The sequence below is a fragment of the Desulfosediminicola sp. genome (genome assembly GCF_048381775.1).
GTDB classification, from domain to species: Bacteria; Desulfobacterota; Desulfobulbia; order Desulfobulbales; family Desulfocapsaceae; genus Desulfopila; species Desulfopila ganghwensis.
Map to the genome: position 1 here is coordinate 306,555 of NZ_JBLXGE010000003.1, position 26,686 is coordinate 333,240.

General features: G+C 48.2%; 24 protein-coding genes. 8 read left to right on the forward strand and 16 right to left on the reverse strand.

Annotation, left to right across the window (positions count from 1 at the left end; translation table 11 throughout):
• Positions 1 to 2 precede the first annotated feature (2 nt).
• The gene (gene mpl / locus ACN5NT_RS06805) at positions 3 to 1,451 is read left to right on the forward strand and encodes a UDP-N-acetylmuramate:L-alanyl-gamma-D-glutamyl-meso-diaminopimelate ligase (protein WP_419174937.1); all 1,449 of its coding nucleotides are present in this window, start codon (positions 3 to 5) and stop codon (positions 1,449 to 1,451) included.
• An 85-nt stretch (positions 1,452 to 1,536) separates the two neighbouring features.
• Here the strand turns inward: mpl and ACN5NT_RS06810 are convergent, their stop codons facing one another.
• Both ACN5NT_RS06810 and ACN5NT_RS06815 read right to left on the reverse strand, forming a co-directional pair.
• Positions 1,537 to 1,884 carry an Hpt domain-containing protein gene (locus ACN5NT_RS06810; RefSeq protein WP_136798264.1) on the reverse strand — a complete coding sequence of 116 codons (348 nt, stop codon included), beginning with the start codon at positions 1,882 to 1,884 and terminating at the stop codon, positions 1,537 to 1,539.
• Between the two features lie 39 nt (positions 1,885 to 1,923).
• Complete coding sequence (locus ACN5NT_RS06815) at positions 1,924 to 2,322, reverse strand: response regulator (RefSeq protein WP_136798265.1); 399 nt, start codon at positions 2,320 to 2,322, stop codon at positions 1,924 to 1,926.
• A 137-nt stretch (positions 2,323 to 2,459) separates the two neighbouring features.
• Here ACN5NT_RS06815 and tilS point away from each other — a divergent pair, with 137 nt between their 5' ends.
• Positions 2,460 to 3,881, forward strand: coding sequence for a tRNA lysidine(34) synthetase TilS (gene tilS / locus ACN5NT_RS06820; protein WP_419174938.1), 1,422 nt, complete (start codon positions 2,460 to 2,462; stop codon positions 3,879 to 3,881).
• Here the strand turns inward: tilS and selB are convergent, their stop codons facing one another.
• The 3 genes from selB to ACN5NT_RS06835 all read right to left on the reverse strand — a co-directional run bounded on the left by selB (position 3,882) and on the right by ACN5NT_RS06835 (position 7,503).
• Entirely contained in the window at positions 3,882 to 5,813 is a 1,932-nt protein-coding gene (selB, locus tag ACN5NT_RS06825) for a selenocysteine-specific translation elongation factor (protein ID WP_419174939.1), read from the reverse strand.
• Positions 5,814 to 5,850: 37 nt separating this feature from the next.
• Positions 5,851 to 6,480: an MBL fold metallo-hydrolase gene (locus tag ACN5NT_RS06830; protein ID WP_275942935.1), complete on the reverse strand. Its 630-nt coding sequence runs from the start codon at positions 6,478 to 6,480 to the stop codon at positions 5,851 to 5,853.
• A gap of 84 nt (positions 6,481 to 6,564) precedes the next feature.
• Positions 6,565 to 7,503 carry an Mrp/NBP35 family ATP-binding protein gene (locus tag ACN5NT_RS06835; RefSeq protein ID WP_136798268.1) on the reverse strand — a complete coding sequence of 313 codons (939 nt, stop codon included), beginning with the start codon at positions 7,501 to 7,503 and terminating at the stop codon, positions 6,565 to 6,567.
• Positions 7,504 to 7,921: 418 nt separating this feature from the next.
• On the opposite strand from ACN5NT_RS06835, the gene ftsY reads away from it, so the two are divergent.
• The 3 genes from ftsY (at position 7,922) to ACN5NT_RS06850 (ending at position 11,487) form a co-directional block, all read left to right on the forward strand.
• A complete protein-coding gene (gene ftsY / locus ACN5NT_RS06840) occupies positions 7,922 to 9,340 on the forward strand; it encodes a signal recognition particle-docking protein FtsY (protein WP_419174940.1) in 1,419 nt (472 codons plus the stop codon).
• 18 nt (positions 9,341 to 9,358) lie between these two features.
• A complete protein-coding gene (locus tag ACN5NT_RS06845) occupies positions 9,359 to 10,186 on the forward strand; it encodes a DnaJ domain-containing protein (RefSeq protein ID WP_419174941.1) in 828 nt (275 codons plus the stop codon).
• Positions 10,187 to 10,299: 113 nt separating this feature from the next.
• A complete protein-coding gene (locus tag ACN5NT_RS06850; protein ID WP_419174942.1) occupies positions 10,300 to 11,487 on the forward strand; it encodes a pyridoxal phosphate-dependent aminotransferase in 1,188 nt (395 codons plus the stop codon).
• Positions 11,488 to 11,579: 92 nt separating this feature from the next.
• Here the strand turns inward: ACN5NT_RS06850 and ACN5NT_RS06855 are convergent, their stop codons facing one another.
• The 10 genes from ACN5NT_RS06855 to glmS all read right to left on the reverse strand — a co-directional run bounded on the left by ACN5NT_RS06855 (position 11,580) and on the right by glmS (position 23,318).
• A complete protein-coding gene (locus ACN5NT_RS06855) occupies positions 11,580 to 12,902 on the reverse strand; it encodes a patatin-like phospholipase family protein (RefSeq protein WP_419174943.1) in 1,323 nt (440 codons plus the stop codon).
• A 53-nt stretch (positions 12,903 to 12,955) separates the two neighbouring features.
• Entirely contained in the window at positions 12,956 to 14,299 is a 1,344-nt protein-coding gene (gene der, locus ACN5NT_RS06860; protein ID WP_419174944.1) for a ribosome biogenesis GTPase Der, read from the reverse strand.
• A 251-nt stretch (positions 14,300 to 14,550) separates the two neighbouring features.
• Positions 14,551 to 15,618 (reverse strand): aminoglycoside phosphotransferase family protein, encoded by a 1,068-nt coding sequence (locus tag ACN5NT_RS06865; RefSeq protein WP_419174945.1) that lies wholly within the window; start codon positions 15,616 to 15,618, stop codon positions 14,551 to 14,553.
• Positions 15,619 to 15,672: 54 nt separating this feature from the next.
• On the reverse strand, positions 15,673 to 16,560 hold the full coding sequence (locus ACN5NT_RS06870) for a nucleotidyltransferase family protein (protein ID WP_419175037.1): 888 nt from the start codon (positions 16,558 to 16,560) through the stop codon (positions 15,673 to 15,675).
• 59 nt (positions 16,561 to 16,619) lie between these two features.
• Positions 16,620 to 17,462, reverse strand: a complete 843-nt coding sequence (locus ACN5NT_RS06875; RefSeq protein WP_136798275.1) for an LpxI family protein — start codon at positions 17,460 to 17,462, stop codon at positions 16,620 to 16,622.
• A gap of 8 nt (positions 17,463 to 17,470) precedes the next feature.
• On the reverse strand, positions 17,471 to 18,265 hold the full coding sequence (gene lpxA / locus ACN5NT_RS06880; protein WP_419174946.1) for an acyl-ACP--UDP-N-acetylglucosamine O-acyltransferase: 795 nt from the start codon (positions 18,263 to 18,265) through the stop codon (positions 17,471 to 17,473).
• Between the two features lie 200 nt (positions 18,266 to 18,465).
• Positions 18,466 to 18,918 carry a 3-hydroxyacyl-ACP dehydratase FabZ gene (gene fabZ, locus ACN5NT_RS06885; RefSeq protein ID WP_136798277.1) on the reverse strand — a complete coding sequence of 151 codons (453 nt, stop codon included), beginning with the start codon at positions 18,916 to 18,918 and terminating at the stop codon, positions 18,466 to 18,468.
• A gap of 22 nt (positions 18,919 to 18,940) precedes the next feature.
• Positions 18,941 to 19,996, reverse strand: a complete 1,056-nt coding sequence (gene lpxD, locus ACN5NT_RS06890; RefSeq protein ID WP_419174947.1) for a UDP-3-O-(3-hydroxymyristoyl)glucosamine N-acyltransferase — start codon at positions 19,994 to 19,996, stop codon at positions 18,941 to 18,943.
• Positions 19,997 to 20,084: 88 nt separating this feature from the next.
• Positions 20,085 to 21,251, reverse strand: a complete 1,167-nt coding sequence (locus ACN5NT_RS06895) for an exo-beta-N-acetylmuramidase NamZ domain-containing protein (protein WP_419174948.1) — start codon at positions 21,249 to 21,251, stop codon at positions 20,085 to 20,087.
• A gap of 225 nt (positions 21,252 to 21,476) precedes the next feature.
• Positions 21,477 to 23,318 (reverse strand): glutamine--fructose-6-phosphate transaminase (isomerizing), encoded by a 1,842-nt coding sequence (glmS, locus tag ACN5NT_RS06900; protein ID WP_419174949.1) that lies wholly within the window; start codon positions 23,316 to 23,318, stop codon positions 21,477 to 21,479.
• Positions 23,319 to 23,538: 220 nt separating this feature from the next.
• Between glmS and pyrE the strand changes: the two genes are divergently transcribed.
• The 3 genes from pyrE to ACN5NT_RS06915 all read left to right on the forward strand — a co-directional run bounded on the left by pyrE (position 23,539) and on the right by ACN5NT_RS06915 (position 25,111).
• A complete protein-coding gene (gene pyrE, locus ACN5NT_RS06905) occupies positions 23,539 to 24,090 on the forward strand; it encodes an orotate phosphoribosyltransferase (RefSeq protein ID WP_136798281.1) in 552 nt (183 codons plus the stop codon).
• A 6-nt stretch (positions 24,091 to 24,096) separates the two neighbouring features.
• The gene (locus ACN5NT_RS06910; protein WP_167495809.1) at positions 24,097 to 24,267 is read left to right on the forward strand and encodes a dual CXXC motif small (seleno)protein; all 171 of its coding nucleotides are present in this window, start codon (positions 24,097 to 24,099) and stop codon (positions 24,265 to 24,267) included.
• Positions 24,268 to 24,595: 328 nt separating this feature from the next.
• Positions 24,596 to 25,111 carry a hypothetical protein gene (locus ACN5NT_RS06915; RefSeq protein ID WP_136798282.1) on the forward strand — a complete coding sequence of 172 codons (516 nt, stop codon included), beginning with the start codon at positions 24,596 to 24,598 and terminating at the stop codon, positions 25,109 to 25,111.
• Here the strand turns inward: ACN5NT_RS06915 and hflX are convergent.
• The gene (hflX, locus tag ACN5NT_RS06920) at positions 25,090 to 26,637 is read right to left on the reverse strand and encodes a GTPase HflX (RefSeq protein WP_419174950.1); all 1,548 of its coding nucleotides are present in this window, start codon (positions 26,635 to 26,637) and stop codon (positions 25,090 to 25,092) included. The genes ACN5NT_RS06915 and hflX overlap by 22 nt on opposite strands.
• Positions 26,638 to 26,686 lie beyond the last annotated feature (49 nt).

Genomic DNA, 26,686 nt, shown 5'->3' on the forward strand with positions numbered 1-26,686 from the left:
GCATGGCAGATCTTGATCCACAACTCAATTACGCACCGGAGGACATCCGGCATATACATATAATGGGCGTTTGCGGCACTGGCATGGCCGCCCTTGCCGGAATGTTGCAACAAAGCGGATATACAGTTACCGGCAGTGACAGCCATGTCTATCCTCCCATGTCGGATTTTCTCAAAAAATTGCAGATCCCAGTCTGTGACGGGTATTCAGCTCAAAATCTCGACTCAAACCCCGACCTGGTAATCGTTGGCAATGTTATTACCCGGGTAAACGAGGAAGCACAAAGACTTGGTGAATTGCCAATCCCTTATCTTTCTTTTCCGCAGGCACTATCCCATTTTTACATTAATAACCGCACCTCGCTGGTTATATCCGGTACACATGGCAAAACCACCACCTGCTCGCTACTTGCCACAGCACTGCACCGGGCTGAGCTTGACCCGACATTTATGATCGGTGGGATAATTCGTGAATTTGGTGGCAACTTCAGGATTGGCGAGGGCGACTATTTTGTTGCTGAAGGAGACGAGTATGACACCGCCTTCTTCAACAAGGTATCTAAATTTCTTCATTATCAGCCTAAAATAGCTGTCATTACCTCCATCGAATTTGATCATGCAGATATCTTCAACGATCTTGACGCCATCAAGGATTCCTTCCGGCAATTTGTCAGCCTGCTACCCGAAGACGGTCTGCTGATTGCCAACTGGGATGATGAAAATGTTCGGGATGTTGTGGCTGGAGCAAAATGCCAGGTGCAGAAATACGGCCTTGATGAAAGCTATCACTGGTCATTGGCAGATGTAACTGTAAAAGACGGCCTGACCCATTTTGCCGCCTTGCACCAGGGCAAACCATATGGAGAACTTGCAGTTAAATTGCCCGGTCGCCATAATGCGCTCAACAGCCTGGCGGTAACTGCCATTCTCCATCATCTCGGGGTTGATGCCAAAACGATTTGTGCAGGGCTCAGCTCATTCGGCGGGGTCAAACGGCGTCAGGAAGTTCGCGGGATCGAGGCCGGCGTGACAGTGATTGACGATTTTGCCCACCACCCCACTGCTGTAAAGGAAACTCTTGCAGCTCTTCGGCTCGCCTATCCCGAGCAACGACTTGTCGTGGTTTTCGAGCCCCGGACAAACACTTCAAGAAGAGCCATTTTTCAGACAGATTATGTGCAGGCGTTTGATGCAGCCGATGCGATCTGTATCAGAGAGCCAGTGCCGCTGACCAATATCAACGAGGGCGAACATTTCTCCTCCGCACAGCTGGCAGATGATCTCTGCAAGCAACGAGGCCTGGTAGCCACCTCCTTTACCGATACCGAGGCGATACTTGAATATCTCGATAATCAGGTGGAGTCCGGAGATGTGGTAGCGATACTGTCAAATGGTGGCTTTGACAACATCCACATAAAATTGCTGGATATTTTGAAAAACAAAAACCTGTAATTCAGCCTGAAAATAATAAAGGGGAGTGCGTACCACAGTACACCTCCCCTTTATTCACTTTTGACGGATCAAGCAATTTATTCGCTCAGTCGATCAACTCCCCCAACCTGTCACGCAGCTCTTCCACCAGTTGTGCATAGTCCGTATCTTCATTCAGGGCTTTACCCTGAACTTCAACTTCCTTTGCCAACTCTACACAATCGTCCAGCCCAAGGTTTAAAAATGCACCTTTAATGGTATGGGCTGAGCTGCCTAAAAGTGCAAGATCGCCTGCGGCAAGAGCCTGCTGCAATTTTTCCATGTGCGACCCCAGAGTTTTTACGAACTCAGGAAGCATCTGATCAATCTGCTCCCTGGGAAGCTGAAACTTACCTGAGAGGTGATTGCGAATCTGATCTAATCGCTGCTGTCTGGAAATTGAAATAGGTCCCATATGACTATCGGCTCAATCTGACTGGTCGATGGACATTTGCTAATGAGGGAGTAAAAACTCATGCAGATGCTCAACCAGCCTCTCTCGTAAAATGGGTTTCATCAAATAGGCCTGACACCGTCCAAGCGTAAAAGCATTCATGATGCTCTGCGGATCATCCAGAGCGGTGGTCATGAAAACCTTGGCAGACTCTTCTTCGACAATGTTCTGTTCATGCTCAATACGCCTCAGCCAATTAAGCACTTCATGTCCGTCCATGCCTGGCATCATAATATCCAGGCAAACAAGATCATATCTCTCGTTTTTCTTATACTTCTCGGTAAGCATATGCAACGCTGCATGCCCATCCGCCACTGCATCACACACTGCATACGGTGCTAAGTATTCAGACAACAAGGTACGACTTATGTAATCGTCTTCTACAATTAACGCTTTCATTTTTGTTGACACCACAATCGACCCCTTCTACGACATCACTATTGCATTTACGCGTCGCACTGCGTATAAGATATACCAATGATTTACACATATTCAAACAAAAAGCTCACTCAGAGTAGCGATTCCCTATCCGAGGTATGCCGCCTTTACTAATCCAACAAGTCGAAGAGTTTTGCAGGGAAAATTTCAATTTTCAACCTGACGACAAGATTATTGTCGCTATTTCGGGCGGTATTGATTCCACCGCTCTACTTCACCTGCTTCATGAATCACGTTTTCAGCTTCGCCTCATGGCTGTCTATGTCGACCATGGTCTTCGCCCGCATGAAACAGATGCTGAAATAGAGTTCGTACAGCAATGTGCAGAGCACCTTGCCATCCCCTTCATAGCCAGGCGGGTAAATGTCGGAGCTCTCCAGAAAGAGCGTAAATGCTCACCAGAAGAAGCCGCCAGAATTGCCCGTTACAACGAACTTGAATTATTGCGACAGCAATACACTGCCGACTATATAGCCGTAGCCCACACTGCCGACGACCAGGCTGAGGAAATACTCATTCGTCTTATCCGCGGTACAGGCCTCAAGGGACTATCCGGCATGACTCCTGTAAACGGACATATTATTCGACCTCTGCTTGCCCGGACCAAGAGTTCACTGGCTGCCTATCTCAAAGAAACAAACTTTGGCTTTTGCCATGACTCATCCAATGATGAGCGAACCTTTCTACGTAACAAGGTTCGACTGGATCTGCTGCCACTTCTTGAAAAAGATTTCAACCCCTCCATCCGCAATACCCTGTTACAGACTGCAGAGATCCTCCAACAGGATGAAGCCCTGTTGGCACAAATCAGTGATGAGCATTTTCAACAACTCGCTGTCTTGAATCGGGACGGGGCTGACAATCTGCAACATCTTGATCTGAGCCTGTCAGGGTCGAGAGCAGAGCACCCGGCTATCCTCAGGAGAATACTCGAATTAAGTTGCTGGAAGATCGGCAACAGGCCTACTTTTCGTACCATTGCCCAACTTCAGGCCCTTATCGATAAAGGGGTTAACGGCTCACAGCTTCACCTGTCCCATGGACTTCGGGTACATCTTGTCGATGATGCCATCCGTTTTTTCTACCCGTCAGGAAAAAAGAGTTACAGGGGGAATGGCATGTCGACACCGGCAACCTTTGAGCATACGTTTGACGGCCCCTCTTGTCTGCATCTGCCCGAACTGGGCCTGGAAATATCGCTTGAGATACTCGACAGACAAAACTGCTATCTCAGCCAACCCGCTACCCTGTTTGCCGATGCGGATGAGCTGACCTTTCCGCTAACTCTACGCTCAGCGCATCCCGGCGAAAGATTCCGCCCTCTCGGCAGTCCCGGTAAGAAAAAAGTTACCCGGATTCTCAGCGATATGAAAATCCGGGCAGAAAAACGTGCTAACTATCCTGTGCTGACCTGCGGTGATCACCTGATTGCCATTGTCGGAGCGAAACTCTCAGATGAATATAAGCTTACTCCCGCAACTCAGAAGGTTTTGGCAATCAGCTACCACACAAAACCATGATTACGCTTTTTTACGCAGAATACGCTTGTCGCCAACTCTGATGGTGAGCTTGATACGATCAAGATATTCAAGAATCGGGATGGAGAACTTACGGGTCAAGCCGGTAAGATTTTTAAAGCCGGGGGCATCAATCTCGCCTTCTTTTTTCATAACTTCGGTGACTTGTGCCACCAACTTGTCAATCAACCCTTTATCATAATAGAGGGTCTCACTGATTTTAACCAGCTTCCCTTCCCGCAGCAGTACATCGAGTACCTGCTTGACCATCTTTTCTGAATACTCAGAGAATTTCTCCATAGTGTCGCGCACCGTGGGAGTTGAAAGACCACTGGTCACATACCAGGCGAGCAACTCTTGCTGAAGCTCTTCCTCATCCGCCTTCAGTGCTACTTCGTGCCCGGCCAGATGCAGCATAGACTCTTCCTGTACCACTTCGTTTTTACGAAGCAGTTCATTCAAACAGTACGTAAACACCTTCTGGTCAATTGATTTACCTAGTGACAGACGCAACTCTTCCCGCACCAAGCCGACCTGCAAGGGGTGGGAAGCGTGATATTTTTTGAGTGACTCCAGGATTTCGAGTTTGGTTTTCTCCGCAATCTCCACATCCACATAGCGCTGACTGGCCGAGTCGACCACCACCATTTTTTTAGTGGAGATCGGGTCATTCAGGGCTTTTTTCAAGTGCTTGCCAAAAAGCCCCAGACGGATTGCCAGATCATCAAAAGTAAGTCCGTGCGCGCCACTCTCTTTCAAAAACATCAGGGTACGATCTTCAAGGCTCCCTTCCATCAGGATCTGAAACACTTCCTGATTGTAGGTTCGATCCGACTCTGTGAGACGTTTTCTTTTCCGCGGCGAGACATTACCGATTATCTCACCACCACCAATTGTTGCCACAGGTGAGTAGCTTCTCACTACGAAGTGATCACCACTCCACACAGCAATAGGTTTTTCCAGCAGAATCTGCACCCCAACCTCCTGGCCCGGCTCTAACTCATCACGATCAAGCAACGAAATACGACCTAAAATCTCGGCAGTCCCAAGGTGTACGCGAACCCTGCTACGATGCTTCAACGCTTTTTCATTAGATCCAAGATACAGAAATCTGCAATCGAGCATGTAGTTTTCCTGCAAGGAGCCTGGCGTGGCGATCACCATACCGCGCTCCACCGTGGCCGTATCGACACCCTGCAGATTAATGGCGGTCCGGTGACCGGCCTCGACGGTTTCCACCGCCGCTGAATGCACCTGGATACCACGCACCTTCGCGACCTGATCTGTCGGATAAATGCGCAGATCTTCACCTACACTCACCCGGCCGGAGATGGATGTACCGGTGACTACGGCACCAAACCCTTTCATGGCAAAAATTCTATCCACCGGCAAACGAAACGGACCGAAGACTTCCTTGAACTGGTGCTGACGAACAAACTCATCCAGGGTGTTCAGTACAATGTCTATGCCTTCCCCGGTTATAGAGGAAACGGGTATAATTGGGGCTTCCTCTAAAAAGGAGTCCTCGCAGAACTCCCTGATCTCCTCTTCAACCATTTCCAGCCAGTCTTCATCCACCATATCCTTCTTGGTGAGGATGATCATGCCCTGCTTTACACCGAGAAGACGGCAAATTTCGAAATGCTCAACGGTTTGCGGCATGATGCCTTCATCCGCAGCAATAATGAATGCTACAAGGTCCATACCGGTCGCCCCGGCGACCATATTTTTCACAAATTTCTCATGCCCCGGAACGTCGACAATACCAAGCCTGTGACCGCATGGCAGATCGAGGTGAGCAAAACCAAGCTCAATTGTGATTCCTCTTTTCTTCTCCTCTTTAAGACGATCTGTCTCAATTCCAGTCAGGGCACGAATAAGGCTGGTTTTGCCATGATCGACATGGCCGGCTGTTCCAAGTACAATTTCACGCATGGGGCAGTATCAGGGGCTTTTATTGTTATTTTACGGGTTAAAGAAATGGGTTTCCGTTTTTTTCCTGGCCAATAGTGGATTGACTGCCACCATAGCCATGTCCCGGCCACACAACAGTGTCTTCAGGCAGTACCAGTAACCGCTTGCGAATGGATTCGATAAGTTCCTTATGAGAACCGCCAGGGAAGTCTGTTCTGCCAAGTCCCCCGACAAACAAGGTGTCACCAGTAATAAGATTATCACCGTTCAGTAAACACATTCCACCTGGAGTATGCCCGGGCGTGTGAATGACCTGCATCTCCTCATCACCGATGGTAATCATATCTCCGTCTTCAACTTCAACATCAGCAGGAGGCGAGGCTTCGAGCCCTAACATAGAGAAATAACCTGCCACTTCGGCTTTACCGAAAAACTCCGAATCCGCTTTGTGCATCACAATTTCAGCACCTGTTGCTTCTTTCAGGGCTCTGTTGCCACAAACATGATCGGGGTGGCCATGGGTAGCAATAATATATTGCAGAGACAACCCAGTCGCTTTGAGCTCGGCAAGAATCTGATCAACATCACCACCCGGGTCTATGACTGCAGCTTTTTTCGTTGCCGGGCAAGCAGCGATATAACAGCATACCCCCATCGAACCAACAATAATTTGCTGTATTTGAAGCACGCTCACTAACCTCTTAATAGTAATTTATAGCTTCGGGGGTATTATGACCACACTGCTCATAACAACCCCGTTTCAATACTGACCTCAGGAACCGCAGTCGCAACCGCAACCAGCCATAGGTAAAATGACAGGTGCTGCCACCGGTGGTAAACGTAGCTCAACGGCATCAACAACCTTGCCGAATGCTACAATCGCAGGGCTATCACCTTCAGAAGAGAGGTATGGTGTACCATCATCACCTGCCATAACCACTTTGGGATCCATTGGGACCCTGCCAAGAAATGGCAGCTCAAATTCGCGGGCAATTTCCTCGCCACCACCTGATTTGAAAATATCCACGGTCTCATTACAGTGAGGACAGACAAAACCGGACATATTTTCCACCACACCGGCAACATCAAGATTTACCACTTTACAGAAATTAATAGATTTACGAACATCTGCAAGAGCTACTTTCTGAGGGGTGGTTACAACCACAGCTTTCAGATTTGGAATAGTCTGGGCAACTGAAAGTGGCTCATCGCCGGTTCCTGGAGGTGCATCAATAACAAGATAGTCCAGCTCACCCCAATCCATATCAGAGATAAATTGTCTGATCGCCTGGATTTTGATGGGACCCCGCCAGATGATTGCCTCATCTCTGTCCTTCATCATGTACTCTAATGAAACCACCTTGAGGTTGTCGTTATAATTGAGCGGTGGCACCAGATCGTTCTTTGATTTCGGAGGTTGAAGGTTTCCTTTGAGATCGAGCATCCGCACCACATCCGGACCGTGCAGATCCACATCCATCAAGCCAACCTTGTGACCTCGGTTCGCTAAAGCCAGGGCAAGGTTGACCGAAACGGTGGATTTACCCACCCCGCCCTTACCACTCATAACCAGTATCTTATTCTTGATCTTACCAAGTGATGTGGTGATGGCATTCTCCTGCTGGGCCATTGCCGCCTGCTGTGATTCTTTACTACTGCCACAACCTGCGGTGCTGCTGGAACAGGAACTACTTCCACATGAATCTGACATTATACGACCTCCAGGTATTCCAGGCCAACGTGAACATGCTTAAAAATACTCTATGCTGTTCTGGTGGGTTCTACATGGAAATCACGTTGTAGCCCCTCTTGCAAAACAACCGGAATAGCTCAATGTTCAAACAGGTCTGGAGAAATAAATGATATGTGTTTCAGGGCCATAGCCCATGTTCTACAGGGCCGGTTTGCACGGCCCACTCTACAGTAATGCTGTTGTCCGGAAATGCAAATGAAATCCTCCTGATCCGGGATCTATTTTTCGACACTCCTAACATTTCTCAATCAAGCCCGGGACCTTTTCTGCGCTTTTTGTTGCGCAATTCTGGCTGAGTCCGTATTATGAGAGATTGACTTTAACCTAAATAATCTTGAAATTTTTCCTTTATTTCAAAAATCTGGCAGGAATAGCTATGCTAAGCTGGTTTAAAAAGAAATTCACTAAACAAGAAGCTAAAAAACCAAGTGAGGATCAGAAAATCCCGGTCGCGCCACGCGAAATGGGAGAAACTACTCCTCAATTGGACGAAGATACCATAACCCAGGTTGAAGAATCAGTCTCTACTGCCGAACCCGTAGAGGTAGAGGAACCTATCGATAGTTCTGCTGATTCCGATACAGATCTCGTTGAACGCAAAATCACATCGCAAGATGAGCTGGAGATATCAGACAACCAGACTATTGAACTTAAAGATTCTATTGAACAGCCTACAGAGCCTGAAAGCAGCGAAATCGCAGCTTCAGAAACTCCTGCAGAAGCTGAGATTGTGGACCAACCTGATGAGCTCCCAGTTAGCACAGAACAGGCTCAGGAAGTTGAGCGTGATCTGCCAGAGCCCGAGACTGAGGTCAAATCACCGCTTGAAGTACTCGGAGAACCTGCAACCAAGCCAAAAGAGAAAGGCTTCTTCTCAAAACTTTCTGATCGTCTCACCAGGACCCGCGAGAACTTCACCTATCAACTTGATTCCCTCTTTCTTGGCAAGAAGCTGATCGATGCTGATCTTCTCGATGACCTCGAGGAACTACTCATCACCGCAGACCTTGGTGTTTCAACTACCCAGGAGATTCTTGATTATGCCAGAAAAAAGGTGAAAAGAGACGCTCTCTCGGACCCTGCAGCCCTTAAAGATATCATCAAAGAGAAATTAAAGTCATTTATCGTCGATTATCAATCTGATGCCGCACTGGTTATGCCGGACAAGGGGCCTTTTGTCATTATGGTAGTTGGGGTCAACGGTGTAGGCAAAACCACCACCATTGGTAAAATCGCTCACAAATTCAAGCAATCCAAGCAGTCAGTACTGCTCGTCGCAGCCGATACCTTCCGTGCTGCAGCCAGCTCTCAGTTAAAAATATGGGGAGAGCGGAACAACGTACCTGTTATCGCCCAGCACGAAGGTGCGGATCCTTCATCTGTAGTATATGACGGTATCGCTCACGCGACGGCCAAGGGATATGATGTCGTTCTGGTTGATACCGCCGGCAGATTGCATACCCAGACTAACCTGATGGAAGAGCTTAAGAAAATCAAAAGGGTCATGGCTAAGCAGCTCAAAGGTGCGCCACACGAAGTTATGCTGGTAGTTGATGCCACCACCGGCCAGAACGGTATCTCCCAGGCAAAGCTTTTCGACGCCGCAGTAGATCTGACAGGGATAACACTGACTAAACTGGACGGTACCGCTAAAGGCGGTATTGTGGCTAATATCTGTAAAGAACTAAAAACTCCTATCCGTTTTATCGGTGTTGGCGAACAACTTGAGGATCTCAGGGATTTTGATCCTGATGAATTCATCGAGGCCCTCTTCGCCGGCAAGGAAGTTTCATAAAGCTAAGGAAAACCAACAATGCAATATCAACGTCGGCAGCAACCTGGATGCGGTGGCTGCCTGCTCATTATACTGCTCATAGTCTTCGTCACAGGGGGAGCTCCTGCACTCATCAACTTTATGGGCGCCCTGTTTTTCTCAGGCATAGCTGGTGTCTTAATTTTTCTCGCTCTTTTCTGGGGCTTTTCATTCTGGGTAAAAAGAAAGGTTGCCACCTACGAGCAATCCCAGACCGAGAGCCATAACCGCTTCGTCTGGCTGCTTGTTCATATTCTGGTACACATCGCCCGCATAGACGGCCAGATTACTCGCGATGAAGTTCAGACCATTCAAAGATTCTTCCAGCATAATCTGCGCTATAACCAGACGAAGATGCTCTGGCTGAAAGAGCTAATTAAACAGGCGACAGCCTCTGAAGTCTCTCTGCAGGCACTGTTGCATGAATTTAAGAGCAACTTCGCCTATGAGCCCCGGCTTATACTGCTGGAGCTTGTCTATCAAGTGCTCTACACCAAATCTACTGTACCTGAGAGTGAACTCAAAATCGCCCGGGACATTGCAGCATTTCTTGATATTTCAGTATATGACCAGCGTACCATAGAGGCTAAATATAAGTATCGAAGCCACCAGCAAACTGCCAGAACCATAGACAGAGCTGCCCAATACTATGCCGTTCTGGGTCTTGAACCTGAGGCATCTGAGGATGAAATCAAAAAAGCCTACAGAAAACTCAGTATGAAATATCACCCTGATAAGGTCCGCCACCTTGGTGATGAATTCAGAAATGTTGCGGAAGAGAAAATGAAAGAGATCAATGCCGCCTATGATTTCTTTAAAAAGCAGTAAAGTGGTCACAGGCAAAGGTAGCACCCCGTGATAAAACGATGTGAAAAACCCGGTACTTCCCTTACAGGTGCTACCGGTTTTTTTTTAGAATTTCACTGTAAGGAGAATACGAAATGTCCATTTCTTTGAAAATGAAAGGATTTGCCGAAAAATCCTCGTGGATCAGAAAGATGTTTGAAGAAGGCGCACGACTCAAAGCTGAATTCGGTGCTGAAAACGTTTTCGATTTCAGTCTGGGAAATCCTGATGCTCCACCACCCGCAGAGTTTTACGACGTTATTCAGCGAAGAGCAGCGGACACCAGCCCCGGCGTTCACTCTTATATGCCCAACAACGGCTATCCCTTTGTACGGGAAGCTATCGCTGCCAAGATGAGTAAAGAGCAGCAGGTCACCATTGACCCTGCCGATATGCTTATGACCTGCGGTGCCGCTGGTGGCTTGAACGTGGTTATGAAGGCCCTGCTGAACCCCGGCGAAGAGGTGATCATCCTGGCACCATTTTTTGTCGAATACCATTTCTATGTCGACAATCATGGTGGGGTTACCAAAATCGTTGAAACCGATGAGGAATTCAACCTTGACCTGAAGGCGATCGAAGAAGCTATTACCGAAAAGACCAAAGCGATTATCATCAACTCGCCAAATAATCCCACCGGCCAGGTTTATTCGCAGGAAGCACTTAAAGAACTCGGTCTGCTGCTGGATCAAGCCGGCAAAAAATTCGGCACCACCATTTATATGCTTTCTGATGAGCCATATCGCAAAATCATTTTCGATGGTCTCAGCGTACCTTCCATTTTTGCCGCCTACCGCAACAGCATAATCGTTTCCAGCTACTCTAAAGACCTGTCACTGCCGGGTGAACGAATCGGCTACCTCGCCGTCCACCCTGAGGCAGAAGAAAAAGCATTGCTGGTAGGTGCCCTGAACCTTGCGAATAGAATCCTCGGCTTCGTCAACGCCCCGGCCCTGATGCAACGGGTTGTAGCTGAACTCCAGGAGGCGTCAGTCGATAACTCCATCTACTCAAGAAGACGCGACTTGTTCTGCAAGATACTCGATGATGCCGGCTTCGAGTACCTCCCGCCAAAAGGCGCCTTCTATATATTCCCCAAGACTCCGATTGAGGACGACGCAAAATTTTGTGCGATCCTGCAGGAGGAGAAGATTCTGGCAGTTCCTGGAAGAGGTTTCGGTAAACCAGGCTTTATGCGTCTCGCATTCTGCGTTCCGGATGAGGTGATTGCCAATTCAGCCGAAGCATTCAAGCGAGCCATGGCTAAAGCTCAATCTCTGTAATTCGTAAATAGAGTTACCTGAAAAAAAAGAGAACACCCCAATGGCTGATGCCATTGGGGTGTTTTGGGTAACAGACATAATCCTTGCAGTTTTTACTGAATATCGTCTAAAAACCGCAGATACTCCCTATTCGCCAGCAACAACTCTCTGCCGGCCTCAATTGCTCCATCAACCTGTTTACCCGTTAAAGAAAAGGTTGTCGGTATCTGATTGAGAAAAAAGCGCTGTTCCTCATCCGTAACCTGATTAAAATCCAGCTCGACAAAGTAGTGTTCCACCTCCCGAGTCTCGTCCGAAAGCTCTTGCGCCCAATCCTGCAGCGCAGTGTTCAACAAATCCATAGTTGCTGCATTATAGCGGTGTAACTGAATATCTGTAACAGCACCCATAAATTGCTCAACTCCAGGAGGACTTTTGCTCTGTTCTAATTCGTACTGGGGTCTGGTAGAGGCATTGACCGATATAACAAGAAGTTTTGAGGCAACTGGAGCCCCTCTTATTTCGCCGAACAACTCGCGGATTCCTCCGGCAGCATCGACGGTTTCATACAGCGCCAGCAGACCAAGGTTATCAGTTATTCCACCATCCACCAAATGTATGTAGGGACGTTGCTTTTTATCAGCATAGCTTGACAGGCCGTCAAGTAAATGCCTGGTCTGATGACTCTGCCCTGTGTGATCAGCAACTGCCTGGATGAAGGGTGATGGTGGCGGACAATCCTGATAATTTTTCAGAACTACCGGATTAAAAAGTACAGGAACCGCACTTGAAGCTGTTACGGCTCTGGCAACCGGATAGGAACTGATATCAGAGCAAAGCAGCGAAAAATAGTTTTGGGTGAACGCAAATCGAATGCCAGCGCCGAGGTCCGAGGAATTTATGATGATAAAGGGGCCGTCAGCACGATTTAAATCCGCAAAGGTCGCTCCATCAAAAAGCACCTTTTCGTAATAACTAATCGCTGTCTCAGTACGACCATGCTCGGAGAACCAGCTCCTTGGACTTAAAATCCTTGATAGGAGTTCGGAAGCAACATCTCTGCGTAAAAATCGTTTCTCGTAATCGGAAAAAATCCGATCCCCATGGAGACCGAAGTAGGCCGCGGTAAAGCTGCCGCCTGAAACAGATGTTATCACATCCACCTCATCCAGTAAGCGGCCTGCCCTGCCCTCTATCATCAGGTCAGTGTCACGTAATGCCTCCAGGACACCATAGGACATTGCTGCAGCCCGGCTGCCACCTCCTGAAAAAGCCAGAATGACAGCGAAATCATCCTGCGTCGAATTATTCCCTATCCGTCCAAAACCATACGACTCTTTCTCCCCGTATGTCGGCAACCCGGCAATATTACTTATTTTACCTTGAGTTGCGCATCCGGAGAGAAACAATAGAACAACCAGCAGCCAATAGTGCATGAGCTGATACCTGTTGAGTCCATTGATGGCAAGGTTCGATATCACAAAAGTGATTATTTTTTCTTACCACCTGATTTTTCTTTAAAAATCAGCTGAATGGGAACCTTGTCCAAGCCAAGTCCGTCACGAAACTTGTTGGAAAGATATCGCTGGTACGAGAAATGCACACCTTTGGCGCTATTGCTCATAACGACAAATTTTGGCGGTCTGGTGCCAACCTGTGAGGTGTAGAAGAATTTGAGGCGCTTATTTTTGTAAATAGGCGGCGTATGTGCTTCCGTGGCTTCCTGCAATAACTTGTTCAAAGCAGCGGTTGGGAATTTTGCCTTGTATTGACGGTACACAGCACCAATCACCGGAAAGAGACGCTTCACGCCAAAGCCGGTCATGGCGGATACCTTCAAAAGCGGGGCAAATCCCACGAAAGGTAATTGTCTGCCGATCTCTGCCAAGAGGTGATCCTGACGCTTCTTGTCATCCTTGATCAGATCCCATTTATTAACGAGAATAATGAGACCCCGGCCATGATCGAGCGCATAACCGATAACCTTGGTATCCTGCTCGGTGATTCCTTCATCGGCATCAATCAGGATAACCGCTACGTCACATTTTTCCAGTGAAGCCAGCGATTTGAGAATACTGAATTTCTCAAGCTTATCCTTGGTCTTGCCTTTCCTGCGGATTCCTGCGGTATCGATCAGCAAATAGCTGAATTTACCGTGGGTAAGTATGGTATCGACAGAATCACGGGTGGTACCGGAAATCTCTGAAACCACCATTCGCTCCTCACCGACAATCCGATTGATCATCGATGATTTGCCTACGTTGGGGCGACCAAAAAACGCGACCTTGATAGTATCATCCGGTAGTTCCGGCCCACTATCACCTTCGTCGATGGTCTTAACCAGACCATCCATCAGGTCGTTAAAACCATAGGCATGCTCTGCAGATAACGGCCAGATCGTCTCTATACCCAACTCATAGAATTGGGAGAGAATCTCCATTTCCTGCTTGGGAGTATCGATCTTATTGACTACGTGGTAGATCGGCTTGTCGATTCTACGCAGCAGTTCAACAACTTCGTAATCCGCAGGGGTAAGTCCTTGTTTACCATCCATGAGAAAGATTATGATATCAGCTTCCTCAATGGCAGCCAGCGCTTGCTCGCGGATATGGTTTACCAGCAAGTCTTCGGGGTTGTCATCGATACCACCGGTATCGACTAGAATAAATGTTCGATCTCCCCAGACTACCCGTTCATAATGGCGGTCACGGGTAACACCCGGTGTGGGATCGACGATTGCATTGCGAGATTTGGTAACCCTGTTGAACATGGTCGATTTACCCACATTCGGGCGACCTATCAGGGCTATGATTGGACATGTTGGATTTGCCATAATTTATATTCCTTTGTTGAAGCAAAGGGTGGTTGTAACCGATAGTAAGAAACTTTGCATCCTTTTCCCGCAAAATCAGGCAAAACAGGCCAGAATCAACGACAGGCCACGACTCTTGCCATTTTCTTTTCTGCCATACAACCAGTTAAGGCTTTTGTTTTTTAATTACCCGTGAAATCAGTCGTGGTATTGAAATAATTTCTAAGAATCCAGCCATAAACATGCGACACTAAAACATCAATAAGGAATAATCACTGTTCAGAGAGAATATCACGTGCCTTCTTGAGCACCCCGGCAAGAACTGTACACACTGGTGTATCAGAAACAGCCATCTGCTCAGCAACCAGTATTGTCAGAGATCGTACTGCAGGCTCAATATAATCCTTAAAAAACAGCTTGCCACGCACATTACTTAAGAATGCAAATGCACCTATAATCTGAAGGTTGCGCTGTATAGCAAGTAATAAATATTGCCGATAAAATTCATCTTTGCTAATTCCACTCATTCCACTGAGCTGGAGATGGTAATAGTCAAACAATTCTCTCTGGAACCAATTCGGCAGGTCAACATAGGGATCGATCAACAATGATGCAAGATCATAACCCAACGGCCCGAACCTACCTCCCTGGTAATCGATTATGCGCGCATCACCGTTGGTTATCATCACATTTCTTGACTGGAAATCCCGGTGCAACAAATAGTCTATCGGAATTCCTGAGACGTGTTCTGCAAGCATCCCAAATTCATCAATAAGACCATCGGGCACTTCCTGTTTCAATAAGCCCTGCCAGAACGCACGAAGAAAATAACCTGACTCCCGCTCGAGCATAAGCTCACGGTCATATCTTGGAGTATCCCAACACCAATCCTGGCAAAAGCCGCGAACGCCCTCACACTGCAGGGTAAGAAGCTGCTCTATGGTTTTCCGGTAGTACTCACGGGCAGTAGCCGCATCCTGATCGTTGTTGAGATCCAACCGCATTATCAGGCTTTGGAGATGGACATCCCCAAGATCTTCATAAACCAGCAGGTAATACCGGGGATCAAAGCCACATATTTCCGGCACGGAAACCCCTACCTGCTGCAGATGAGAACCAATCTTCCAACTCGAAACCGCCTCGGCACATTCTTTCTCACCAGCATCTTTTGCCGGTGCAACAGCGACATATCGATGTCCTGCACCAGATTCGACTCTCCAGAACCTGCGGATCGAGCCGTCACTGCTCATCGCCTTGACACGGACTTCAGCCTTACTGGTTCCCTGCTTTTCTAAAAGCAGTTTTTCGATAGCGTCGTGCATTTTATCAGAATATTTCAATATCGAACCTGCCTCTGGTCATCCCTTTCACTCATCTTCGATGCTGCTGCCAACTTATAAGCCATCCGGACTAATCGATATAAGCTCATTGTCGGCGATGTGTCCAATGGGTAACTCCACCCCGTCCCAGACAACTGTACGAGACAGCTTCACATCCTGAATCTTCGCTGCACCAAGTGCACACCAGTCAGCGAGCTTATTTTCTCCAACGACAGTCAGCTTGTCACTCACCAGAAAAGCATTGTCATCCTGATATTCAAAGTCCTGCCAGCGGGGGATCTTGCCGGTCAGTAATCCTTCATGCAGTTCCAGATAATCGTCAGGGGTGCCCATATCAGTCCAGAAACAGTCATCGGCGCGGAATACGCCAAGCTGCACCCGTTGTTCAAGCAGTTTCCGATAATGACCGATTATGCAACTGTTCGCACCATCAGGCAGCGATTCGAGAATAGACGGATCCAACACCTGCAGACCGGTAAACGCCAGTTTTTTACCCGCTGCATCGGCTGCAAAGCTTTTAACACAACCACCTGCGACAGTAACCTTATTGAACCTGCTGCAATTATGCATGGCCATGGTCACTGAACAATCATTCCCAGCGTGTTCCTTCATCACCTGACGATAGTCGATAGTGTGATAGATATCACCATTGGTAACCAGAAGGGGCTCATCAGCCATATGTTTCAGTGCGTAGCGCAAGCCACCGCCAGTTCCGAGAATGGTCTCTTCCGATTGAACCACAACCCCTTCAAAACCGGCCAACGCAGACTCAATCTGATTTCGCAGATGATGGCAATTAACAATAATGCGGGAAAAACCAAACCGCTGCAATCGCCTGATTGTGAGCAACAGCAACGGTTGGTTCAGAATTGGGAAGAGTGGTTTGGGCTTTACCCTGGTATGGGGTAGTAGCCGGGTGCCAAAACCGGCTGCGAGGATCATTGCCTGCACGGGGACCTCCAATTCAGCGTAAAATCAGCCCAATAAGTTGAACAACACATCTAGAACAGCAGCGTGCCGTCAGGCTGTTCCGTCACTCCAACAACTATGATGCCTGCATCGTTCGCAGCGCGAACCATTGCCTCACGATCAAACAACAGTGCCTGGCCAGCTTCTACAGCCAACACAGACCCCTTAACACTATGTAATGACTCAATGGTCTGAATACCGGTCGCCGGCAAATCAAAACGAAAATCCTGATCCGGCTTTTTGACTTTGACAACGACAGCTTTTTCTTTTGCCAACGCACCACCACGTTTAATTGCCGCGTCGGTGCCTTCGATAGCCTCAACAGCAACCACTGTGAGATCGCGAACCACTACACATTGACCGATATCAAGCCTGCCAATCGCCCTGGCATGCTGCCAGCCAAATTCGATGTCCCGGCGCTGCTGTTTGGAGGGCTTTTTTCTGGTCAGTACTCCGTGAGGAAACAGCAAATGTTCAAGATACATGGTCGATTCACGGACCTTGATACCATCCTTTTCAAGAACAGCAGCTATCGCGCGCAAGATGGCATCATCCTGCTTGGAATCAATCTTGTTCCAGAGGGTAAGAGCCTTCAGGTCCGGCATGATATCCCGAAATATCTGGGTCTTGGTGATTGTTCCAAGAAATACCGTTTCAGCGACACCATGGGACTTGAACCAGGAAATCAACTTGCCCAGCTGTCCAAGTTTTATCCAACAGACATCATCCGCTGCATCCGCTACCCGCTGGTCCGTCTCATTTTTATGGGCAATAACCATCACCCGGCGACCTGCCTTCCGGGCCGCCTCGATAAAAAGCAGAGGAAACTGTCCTCCACCGGCGATTATACCAATAGTATTTGGATCGATTGCCATATTACCCATCAATTTTCAGTACGTCGTACAACACCACGCTTAGAACTCTCGAAAAATTCGATAAGCTGGGCAACTTCATCGCAATCGGTAATTTCTATTTTTGCCTGTTCCAGCGCATCTTTTAGTAACAGATCCGGTGATCTGAAGATGATTCTGAAGGCTGTATCCAGCTTGCTGATTGTTTCTTTGCTAAAACCGTTTCTCTTGAGACCTATTTTATTCAAGCCGGAGATTCTGGTTCTGTTTCTGGTGCCGGCAATAATCACAAATGGTGCGACATCCAGGCTGATACCTGATACACCGCCAATGTAACTGAATGAACCGATACGGCAGAACTGGTGTATCGCAACAAGGCCACCGATAGAGGCGCGATCTCCCACTTCAACATGACCTGCCAGGGTGGCCACGTTGGCAAGAATGATATTGTTGCCAAGTTTACAGTCATGGGCGATATGCGTATATGCCATGAGCAAGTTGGAGTTGCCGATAATGGTTTTTCCCGGGCCTTGCGGTGTTCCTCTATGAATAGAAGCATACTCACGAATCTGGTTATCGTCTCCGACAATCAGTTCGGTGGGTTCCCCTTTGTAGCTGAGATCCTGCGGAGCACCTCCCACCTTGGCGAAAGAGCTTATAAGGTTCCTCTTCCCTATAGTTGTGGGGCCCGAGATAACGGCGTGGGGCTCTACCGTGGTTCCTTCATCTATGCAGACTCCGGCTTCAATTACGGCATAAGGGCCCACAACTACAGAACTATCGAGTTCAGCTTTGGGGTCAACAACTGCTGTTGGATGGATATTCATAATGTACCAAGTTTAAAATGTTTTGTTTTTTCAACAACAAACATGAATTTTTCTGCTGCCAATAAATCACATCAAAGTCCGAAGGTCTACAATTTCTTAATATAACACTGATCGTACCGATGGCCATCTACCCACGCAGATCATGACTTTTCGGCAATAGGGTAAATGGCCATCAATCTCTTTTCAGTGCTACCTGGAGACTAAGAGTAGGACGCCATCATTTCGGCTTCGGCAACCAAAGCGTCATCTACATACGCCTTGGCTTCCATAACCATGATGTTTCTTTTCTTTTTCAGAAGTTTTACTTTATATATCAACTGATCTCCTGGAACTACCGGCTTTCTGAAACGTGCTTTGTCTATTCCGGCAAAAAAGATCAGCTTGTTGCCTATGGCATCCTGATCGGCATAAAAAGTCATAATACAGCCAACCTGGGCAAGACCTTCAAGGATGAGTACACCCGGCATAACCGGCTTACCTGGGAAATGTCCCTGGAAGAACTGTTCGTTGATGGTCACGTTTTTCAGCGCTGTGACTTCCTCACCAACTTTCATATCCAGAACCCTGTCCACCAGAAGAAACGGATACCTGTGAGGTACCAGATCCATAATGCCTACAATATCTATATTTTCCGGAGCGGGGATCTCGCTCATACTCTCTCTCCTTTATCTAATTTCATTTCTCATTTTTTGATATGTCTTCCTGTAAAGCGGCAACTGCTTTTTTCAGCTTCCGCACATCGCTGTTCAGTTCAGGAAGTTTATTATAAACCATTATCGATTTTGCCCAGGATTTAATGGGCAATGCCGGCCAGCCACCTACTTTGGCGCCTTTAGGCAGTGAGTGATGAACTCCACCGCCAGCCGCAACCATTACCTGGTCATCCAGGTGAATATGCCCGTTTACACCTACTTGACCTGCCAGTACCACATTCCTCCCTAGAGAACATGAACCGGCTAGTCCTACTTGCGAAATTATCAGAGAATTTGGACCAATAACCACATTATGACCAACCTGCACCAGGTTATCGATCTTCACTCCCGACTGAATCCAGGTTTCGCCAAAAGCTGCCCGGTCTATACAGGTATTAGCACCGATCTCGACATCATCATCAATACGGACAATACCAACCTGGGGACGTTTTACATGATTGCCCATGGCGTCCGTTGCATAGCCATAGCCATCACTGCCGATCACAGTACCGGAATGAATAATTACCCGGTTACCGAGAATACACCCATGGGCTATGGTAACATTCGCCTTCAATATAGTGTCATCACCAATCGCAACATCATCACCGATCACTGTGCCGGCCTCAATAGTCACCCGTTCGCCAAGCCTGACCCTCTTGCCAAGTACAACCATTGGCCCGATACTCACCTCTTCAGGTACTTCGCACTCATCATCCACAAAGGCTTTCGGATGGATGCCTTTGGCCACAAATGGTTCAGCCAGAATATGATTATGGATTATGGCGGAGGCCAGATACGGGTCTTCAACCCGTATGGTTGGCATCTCAAGGCTTTGCTCCACATCCAACGGCACTATTGAAGCCGTCGCCTTACTGCCCTCAAGCCGGGCAAGTTCAGTGGCCTTGACCAGAAAGGTCAGATCGCCCTGCTCTGCCGCTTCCAGAGAGGCCAGATTGGAAATAGTAACCTCACCATCACCAACCAACTCTCCACCAACCAGCTCTGCCACTTGTGCCAACGGTATATTTTTCTTAATCATATTCACCTTCAGGTTGCCTGGGTATTCTTCATTTGAAGTATGGATAATCTCGTCGCCAAGATTTTTTTATGTAGATACGAAGCTCAGTCTAGTACAGAAAGTATTTCTGGCGCATCTCATCGTACTGAGTCAGTTCCTGTCGCCACTCTGCTTCGATCTCCAACAAGGCTTTATCCGTTTCCAGTGCTCTTCTCACAGCCTGACTGCCGATAATCAAATCCATTGGCAATCGTGTAAACTCATACTCATACGGTGGTTCTTTGTAAGAGAAACTTTCAGGATAAAGCCCAAACGAGGCCTGTAACAGGGCCAGACTTGTTCTATAAGGCAGAAAAGCAGAAGGATCTGTAATGTGTATCTGAAAACCGCTGCATACCTGCCTGGCGAACTTACCAGAAGTTGGTTCAAAAGCGAGTTCCCTGAGATAGCAGCCAGGCAGCGGAATATCCTTAACTGCATCCAGCATTTCACCACATTTCCAGAACGGTGCGCCAACGAGTTCAAAGGGGAGCGTCGTGCCACGCCCTTCCGAAACATTGGTACCCTCCCAGATTACCTGACCTGGATAAACCAACGCGGTCTCCGGCGTCGGCATATTCGGTGATGGAAATACCCATGGGAAGCCTGTGTCACGGAAGAACATATCCCGCTTCCAACCGTCCATGGCGATCACTTCCAGATCAGCGCCTAAGGAAAACTCCTGGTTCATCATCAGGGCCAGTTCGCCAAAAGTGAGGCCATGCCGCATGGGGATGGGATACAACCCCACGAATGATGCCCATTCGGGCTCAAGGATATTGCCCTCGACAGCTTTCCCGCCAACCGGATTCGGTCTATCGAGCACCACAACCTTTTTACCCAGTTTAGCCGCCCATTCAAGGCAATAGGCCATGGTATACATGAAAGTGTAGACCCTGGTTCCCACATCAACGATATCGATGAGCAGCACATCTATTTGCGCGTACTGCTCTTCGTTCGGTTCCCGGCTGTCGCCATAAAGGCTATACACCATCAGACCCGTCGCAGGGTCCACCTGATGACCTGACTCGATCATGTTATCCTGCTTCTCAGCAAAAAAACCGTGCTGGGGCGAGAACAGGCAGGTCATCTGCCCCGGGAAGGCCTTTTGTAGATGAAATCTACTGTGAACCAGATCCGATGCGGTGGACGCCTGATTGGATAACAGTCCGATTCTCGCCTTCTTCAGCCATTCAGGCGGACTTTCGATAATTTTTTCTAGACCTATCTGCACCATTGGGGAAAAATTCCAGCTCCGATTATTTTAAGATATGAATAACTCAGTGTAAAAAAGCAGTATAATAATTGCGCTTGCTTCAAATGTCAAAACGTTGTGAGGTTTACAGCCAATACGCAATACAGATCTCGAGGTGAAAATCGCCTCTTCAAACGACAAGAGGCGAAGTGTACTCACCCCGCCTCTTGTCATATTTGGCCCGAAAGGCCATTTATCCGAGACCGCTTACTCCACGGTCACACTCTTTGCGAGGTTTCTCGGCTGATCTACATCGCAACCCCGCCGATTGGCAATCTCATAACTCAGCAACTGGGCCGGTATGGTGTAGAGCAGCGGGTTCATCTCCTCATGGACTTCTGGCATATAAATCACATCATCGGTGATGTTTTTCAGATGGTCATCACCTTCTGTGCCGATCAGGATCAGACGCCCCTGCCGCGCCTTGATCTCTTCGACATTTGAGATGCTCTTTTGATATACGGCATCTTTGGGAACAAGGGCCAGAATCGGCATATCCTTGTCGATCAGCGCTATTGGCCCATGCTTAAGCTCTCCTGATGCATACCCTTCGGCATGAATGTATGATAACTCTTTGAGTTTCAATGCACCTTCAAGCGCGATCGGATAACTCAAGCCCCGGCCTACAAAGAGAAAGTCACGTGCGTCATAAAAGGTCTCGATAAGCTCTGCGATCTGGTTCTGCATTTTTTTGAGATCACGGCCAATCACCGCAGCCACGTCGATGAGAGCCCTGCCGAGTTCGAGGCTTTTCTCGAGACTGACGGTACCTTTCAGCTGACCCAGTTGCAGAGTAAGCAGGAATAATGCCGCCAGCTGGGCAGTGAAAGCCTTGGTGGAAGCAACACCAATCTCAGGGCCTGCATGGGTATACACAGTGCCGTCCGCCTCACGCGTCATGGTGGAGCCAACAACATTGCAGATGGTGATAACCTTTGAACCAAGTTGTTTGGCTATCCTGATGCCGGCCAGGGTGTCTGCCGTCTCACCCGACTGGGAGATAGAGATAGTCATCACACGTTCATCGATAACCAGATCCCTGTACCTGAATTCGCTGGCAATATCCACATCGACAGGGATACGGGCATATTTCTCTATCCAGTATTTGGCAACCAGTGCAGCGTGCCAGGAAGTTCCGCAGGCAACCAGAAAGATCCTGTCGATCTTGGTCACATCCTCACTGGTCAGGTTCACCTCAGGGATAAATACTTCGCCGGTTTCAGGGTTAATCCTGCCGCTCAGGGTGTTGGTGATAGCCTGCGGTTGCTCATATATCTCTTTCAACATGAAATGCTTGTATCCGGCTTTTTCCGCCATAGCCGCATTCCACTCGATGATCTTAACCTCTTTCTCTACTTCAGCGCCGGTTTCCAGTGAACTGACTGCATAGCTGGAGGCGGTGATTACTGCCATTTCCATATCTTCCAGAAAGACTACCTTATTGGTATACGGCAGCAGCGCAGGGATATCCGAGGCCATCAGCATACCATTGTCTTCACTCACGCCAAGTACCAGCGGGCTCTGATTTCTGGCGGCAATCAAGGTGCCTGGTTGCTTGGCCCAGAGAACACCGAGCGCAAAGGAACCGTCCACAAGCTTCAAGGCAGCCTTTACAGCTTCGACTAAATCATCTTTTAAATGTTCTTCTATGAGGTGAGCAAGAACTTCTGTGTCTGTCTCGGAGCTGAAAACATGCCCCTTGCTCTTCAGGTCTTCGCGCAGGGAATGATAGTTTTCAATTATTCCGTTATGAACCACGACGAGGTCACCACTGCAATCACTATGCGGATGGGCGTTCTCCTCTGTTGGTGCTCCATGGGTCGCCCAACGGGTATGTCCGAGCCCTATATGCGCCTTGGCAATAATTGCATCATCAATCCGATTCTCGAGATTTACCAGCTTTCCTTCAGCGCGGTGTTTAATCAGTTTGCCGTCTTGAAGATAGACAACGCCTGCTGAGTCATAGCCTCTGTACTCCAGCCGCCTTAACCCCTCAAGGATAACTGGAACTACACGCTTAGGCCCTGTATATCCAACAATTCCGCACATACTATCTCCTTGTGATCTATTCTAAGGTCTTGTTTCGATACCGATTTTTCGAATTTCAGCCTGACAGGCTGATACAATAGACTACCATGATCTTTTTATGCAAGGCACGGTTTTTCTTTCCAGCAGGACTAAAACGCGCTAATGTGTTAATTTTATCTACGTCGTTCCGACGAATACAATTTACCCGCTAAGACAATTCAAACGAAGGATTCCCATCCCCATGACTGACAGACAGCGTCTAAAAGAGATATTACTGGAAAAATCATACCGTAAAGGAACTTTTACCCTCACCTCCGGCAAAACATCAGATTTTTATATTGATGGCAAGCAGACCACGCTCAGTGCCGAAGGTGCCTACCTGTGCGGTAAGCTGTTAATGGAACTCGTCTACAACAGCGGCGAAAACATAGAAGCAATTGGCGGCATGACCCTTGGTGCAGATCCGCTTGTAACCGCCGCATCTGTAGTGAGTTTTCTGGAAGAAAAGCCAATTCCCGCTTTTATCGTAAGAAAAGAAGCTAAAGGACACGGTACCGGCAATTACATCGAGGGTCTCAATAATATGCCAGAAGGCTGTACTGTAGCCCTGGTGGAAGATGTGGTAACCACAGGCGGCACCCTTATAAAAGTAATTGAGCGTGTTGAAGCTCAGGGCTTTAAAGTAGGGTTGGTCGCGACAGTCGTTGAACGCCAGGAAGGTGGCGTTGAAGTGCTGGAAAAAGCAGGATATCGCCTCGAATCCATTTTCACTAAAGAGGAGCTGCTGAGCTAAAGCCAAATGAAATGCCGTAAGTGTTCAGCAAAACTGGAAGTACACCGTATGTGCCGCAGAGTGCGGATGCGGTGTACAGGCTGCAAAACAGAATACCAAATCCATGAAGTAGCCAGCGATCTCGATGAAGAGACAGAAGAGCTGCTGGCCCGCTACACCTCGATCGTCTACGATTGAGCCCCCGCCCGGCAAGTCATCTGCCACTTTAAGCCCCTTTGGGGTCTTCCCAGGCAGATGACTTCAAACCTTTTCAATTTTCGCATACGCACTTTTTTTATCTCCCCGGGTATGTGGTCTCAAAGGCATTTTCTCTTCCTGCAATTCACCTCTATTTATTTGATATAAAAAACGATTGCGTTAAGACAGACAACAGACCATAATGGTTGTCAGGATTCAACTTTTCTTTATCTGTAAACAGTCTGCAACATCAAAGGCAATTCATTGTAATCGCTTGCAAAAACGGCAACACATTTCTGCAGGCAGAATATCAAGGTTATAGATAGAAGTGAAAAAGAGTCAGCCTAATACAGCACATCAGGCCACCAAAGAGACAATGAAGGCCTACGTGAACGAGGATGGTCACACAACTTTAGTTTGCCCTGAATGCAATGCAGTCAAATCAGTATCTGCAGAGCAGTACAGAGGATGGCTTCATAACCTTAAAGTCCGCTGCAACTGCTCCCATGTCTTTGTGGTCAACCTCGATTTTCGACAAACATTCAGACGGGAGACGAATCTCTTTGGCTCATACAGCCTCCTTCCTCCTGCCTCAGGCAATGGAGAAGCCCAAATCAAAAATCTCTCCCTTAATGGTTCCAGTTTCCTTATTTCCAATGGAATGAGAGGCCTTGAGGTCGGTAGCCGGGGTCGCCTCGATTTCACATTGGACGACAAAAAGAAAACCAGGCTCATCCGGGAATTTGTCGTCCAGCATCTCGAGGGCAACGCTGTAGGCTGCAGATTCAGAAAAGACCAGGCCTTTGAAAAAGAGCTTGGCTTCTATCTTCGATTTGGCCCGTAACCCTGTAGCCCCTTGCCCATCATCCGCTCTGCCTCCTGCAGGAACGGGGCGAGCGTCTCTGATTGGATAGCACTCACCAGCACACCTTCGCGCTCACACTCCGTCCGTATCATCTCCGGGTTCTCAACCCGATCCAACTTGTTGAACACTTTGAGGATTGGAATAGAATTCAGCTCCAGTTCACTAAGCAGGCTCTCAACGACCCTGACGTGCTCATGATAATTGGGGTTGGATACATCAATAACGTGTACCAGCAGATCTGCTTCCTGCAACTCCTCCAGGGTAGCCATAAATGCCTGAATCAGATCCTCGGGAAGATTGCGGATAAAGCCCACAGTGTCAGTAATGATCACCTCCATGTCGGTGGGAAAGCGCAATCTACGACTGGTGGGATCGAGAGTGGCAAAGAGTTTATTCTCGGCCAGGATATCTGAGTTGGTAAGGGTATTTAATAAGGTCGATTTGCCAGCGTTGGTATAACCAACCAGGGAAATGACCGGCAGGTCCTTTTTTCTCCTCTGGGAGCGACGGCGATACCGTTCCCTGCTGACATTTTTCAACTCTTTAGCCAGCCTCGCCAACCTGTCATTGATACGTCTGCGGTCGATTTCCAGCTTTGTTTCGCCCGGACCTCTGGCACCAATACCGCCTGTCAGCCTGGAAAGCGCATCATCTCTGGAGGATAGCCGGGGCATCATATATTTCAGTTGTGCCATTTCCACCTGGAGCTTTCCCTCTCTGCTCATCGCTCTGTGGGCGAATATATCAAGAATGAGCTGGGTTCGATCGATTACCCTGAGATCCGTGAAATCTGTTATTGATCGTATCTGGGACGGATTCAACTCCTGGTTGAATATGAGCAGATTGGCGTCCAGCTGCAGAGCGAGGATCATAATGTCGGCGAGCTTGCCCCTGCCGAGAATTGTCCTGGGATTGACTACACGCCTTCTCTGCAGTACCGTCTCCAGTACTTCGACATCGTCAGTTCTGGCCAATTCCACCAGTTCATTCATCGACTCCTGAGCCTGCATCTTGGATTCGGTACTGACGCTGACCAGTATTGCTCTGTCCTTGCCGGTTTCAACCTTGCGTACCTTATGGGCGCGGGAGAATTCAGCTTCGAGAGCAGCAACCAGATTTTCAAAACTTTCTGTCTGGGCCGCAGGGTGTACCGGAGGCAGAAAAATCCAGTTTCTGCCGTCTTCCCGCTTGTTAGGCACCAAATGTACGGAATACAAACGCTCAGGCAACCCATCATCGGTAATCTTTAATACAGAGAGCAGATCGAGCCTGAGGAACAGCAAATCCATCAAGTCCTCGTCACTTATGTCCTCACCAGCCAAATGGGTATGGACAAGACGGACACCACGCAACCGGCCACCTGAGCTTCTCAGATGGGAGAGCTGCGGAATCAGGATGGATGAAAAACTACCGACAATTACTGTCTCAATTTTACCCGATCGATGAATGAGAATACCAACCTGACGGTTGAGTTCCTGTGAGATCTGGCACAAAGTACGTGCCATTTCTGAAGAGATTATCACCTCTCTCGGGACGCGCTTACTGCCAAGGCGT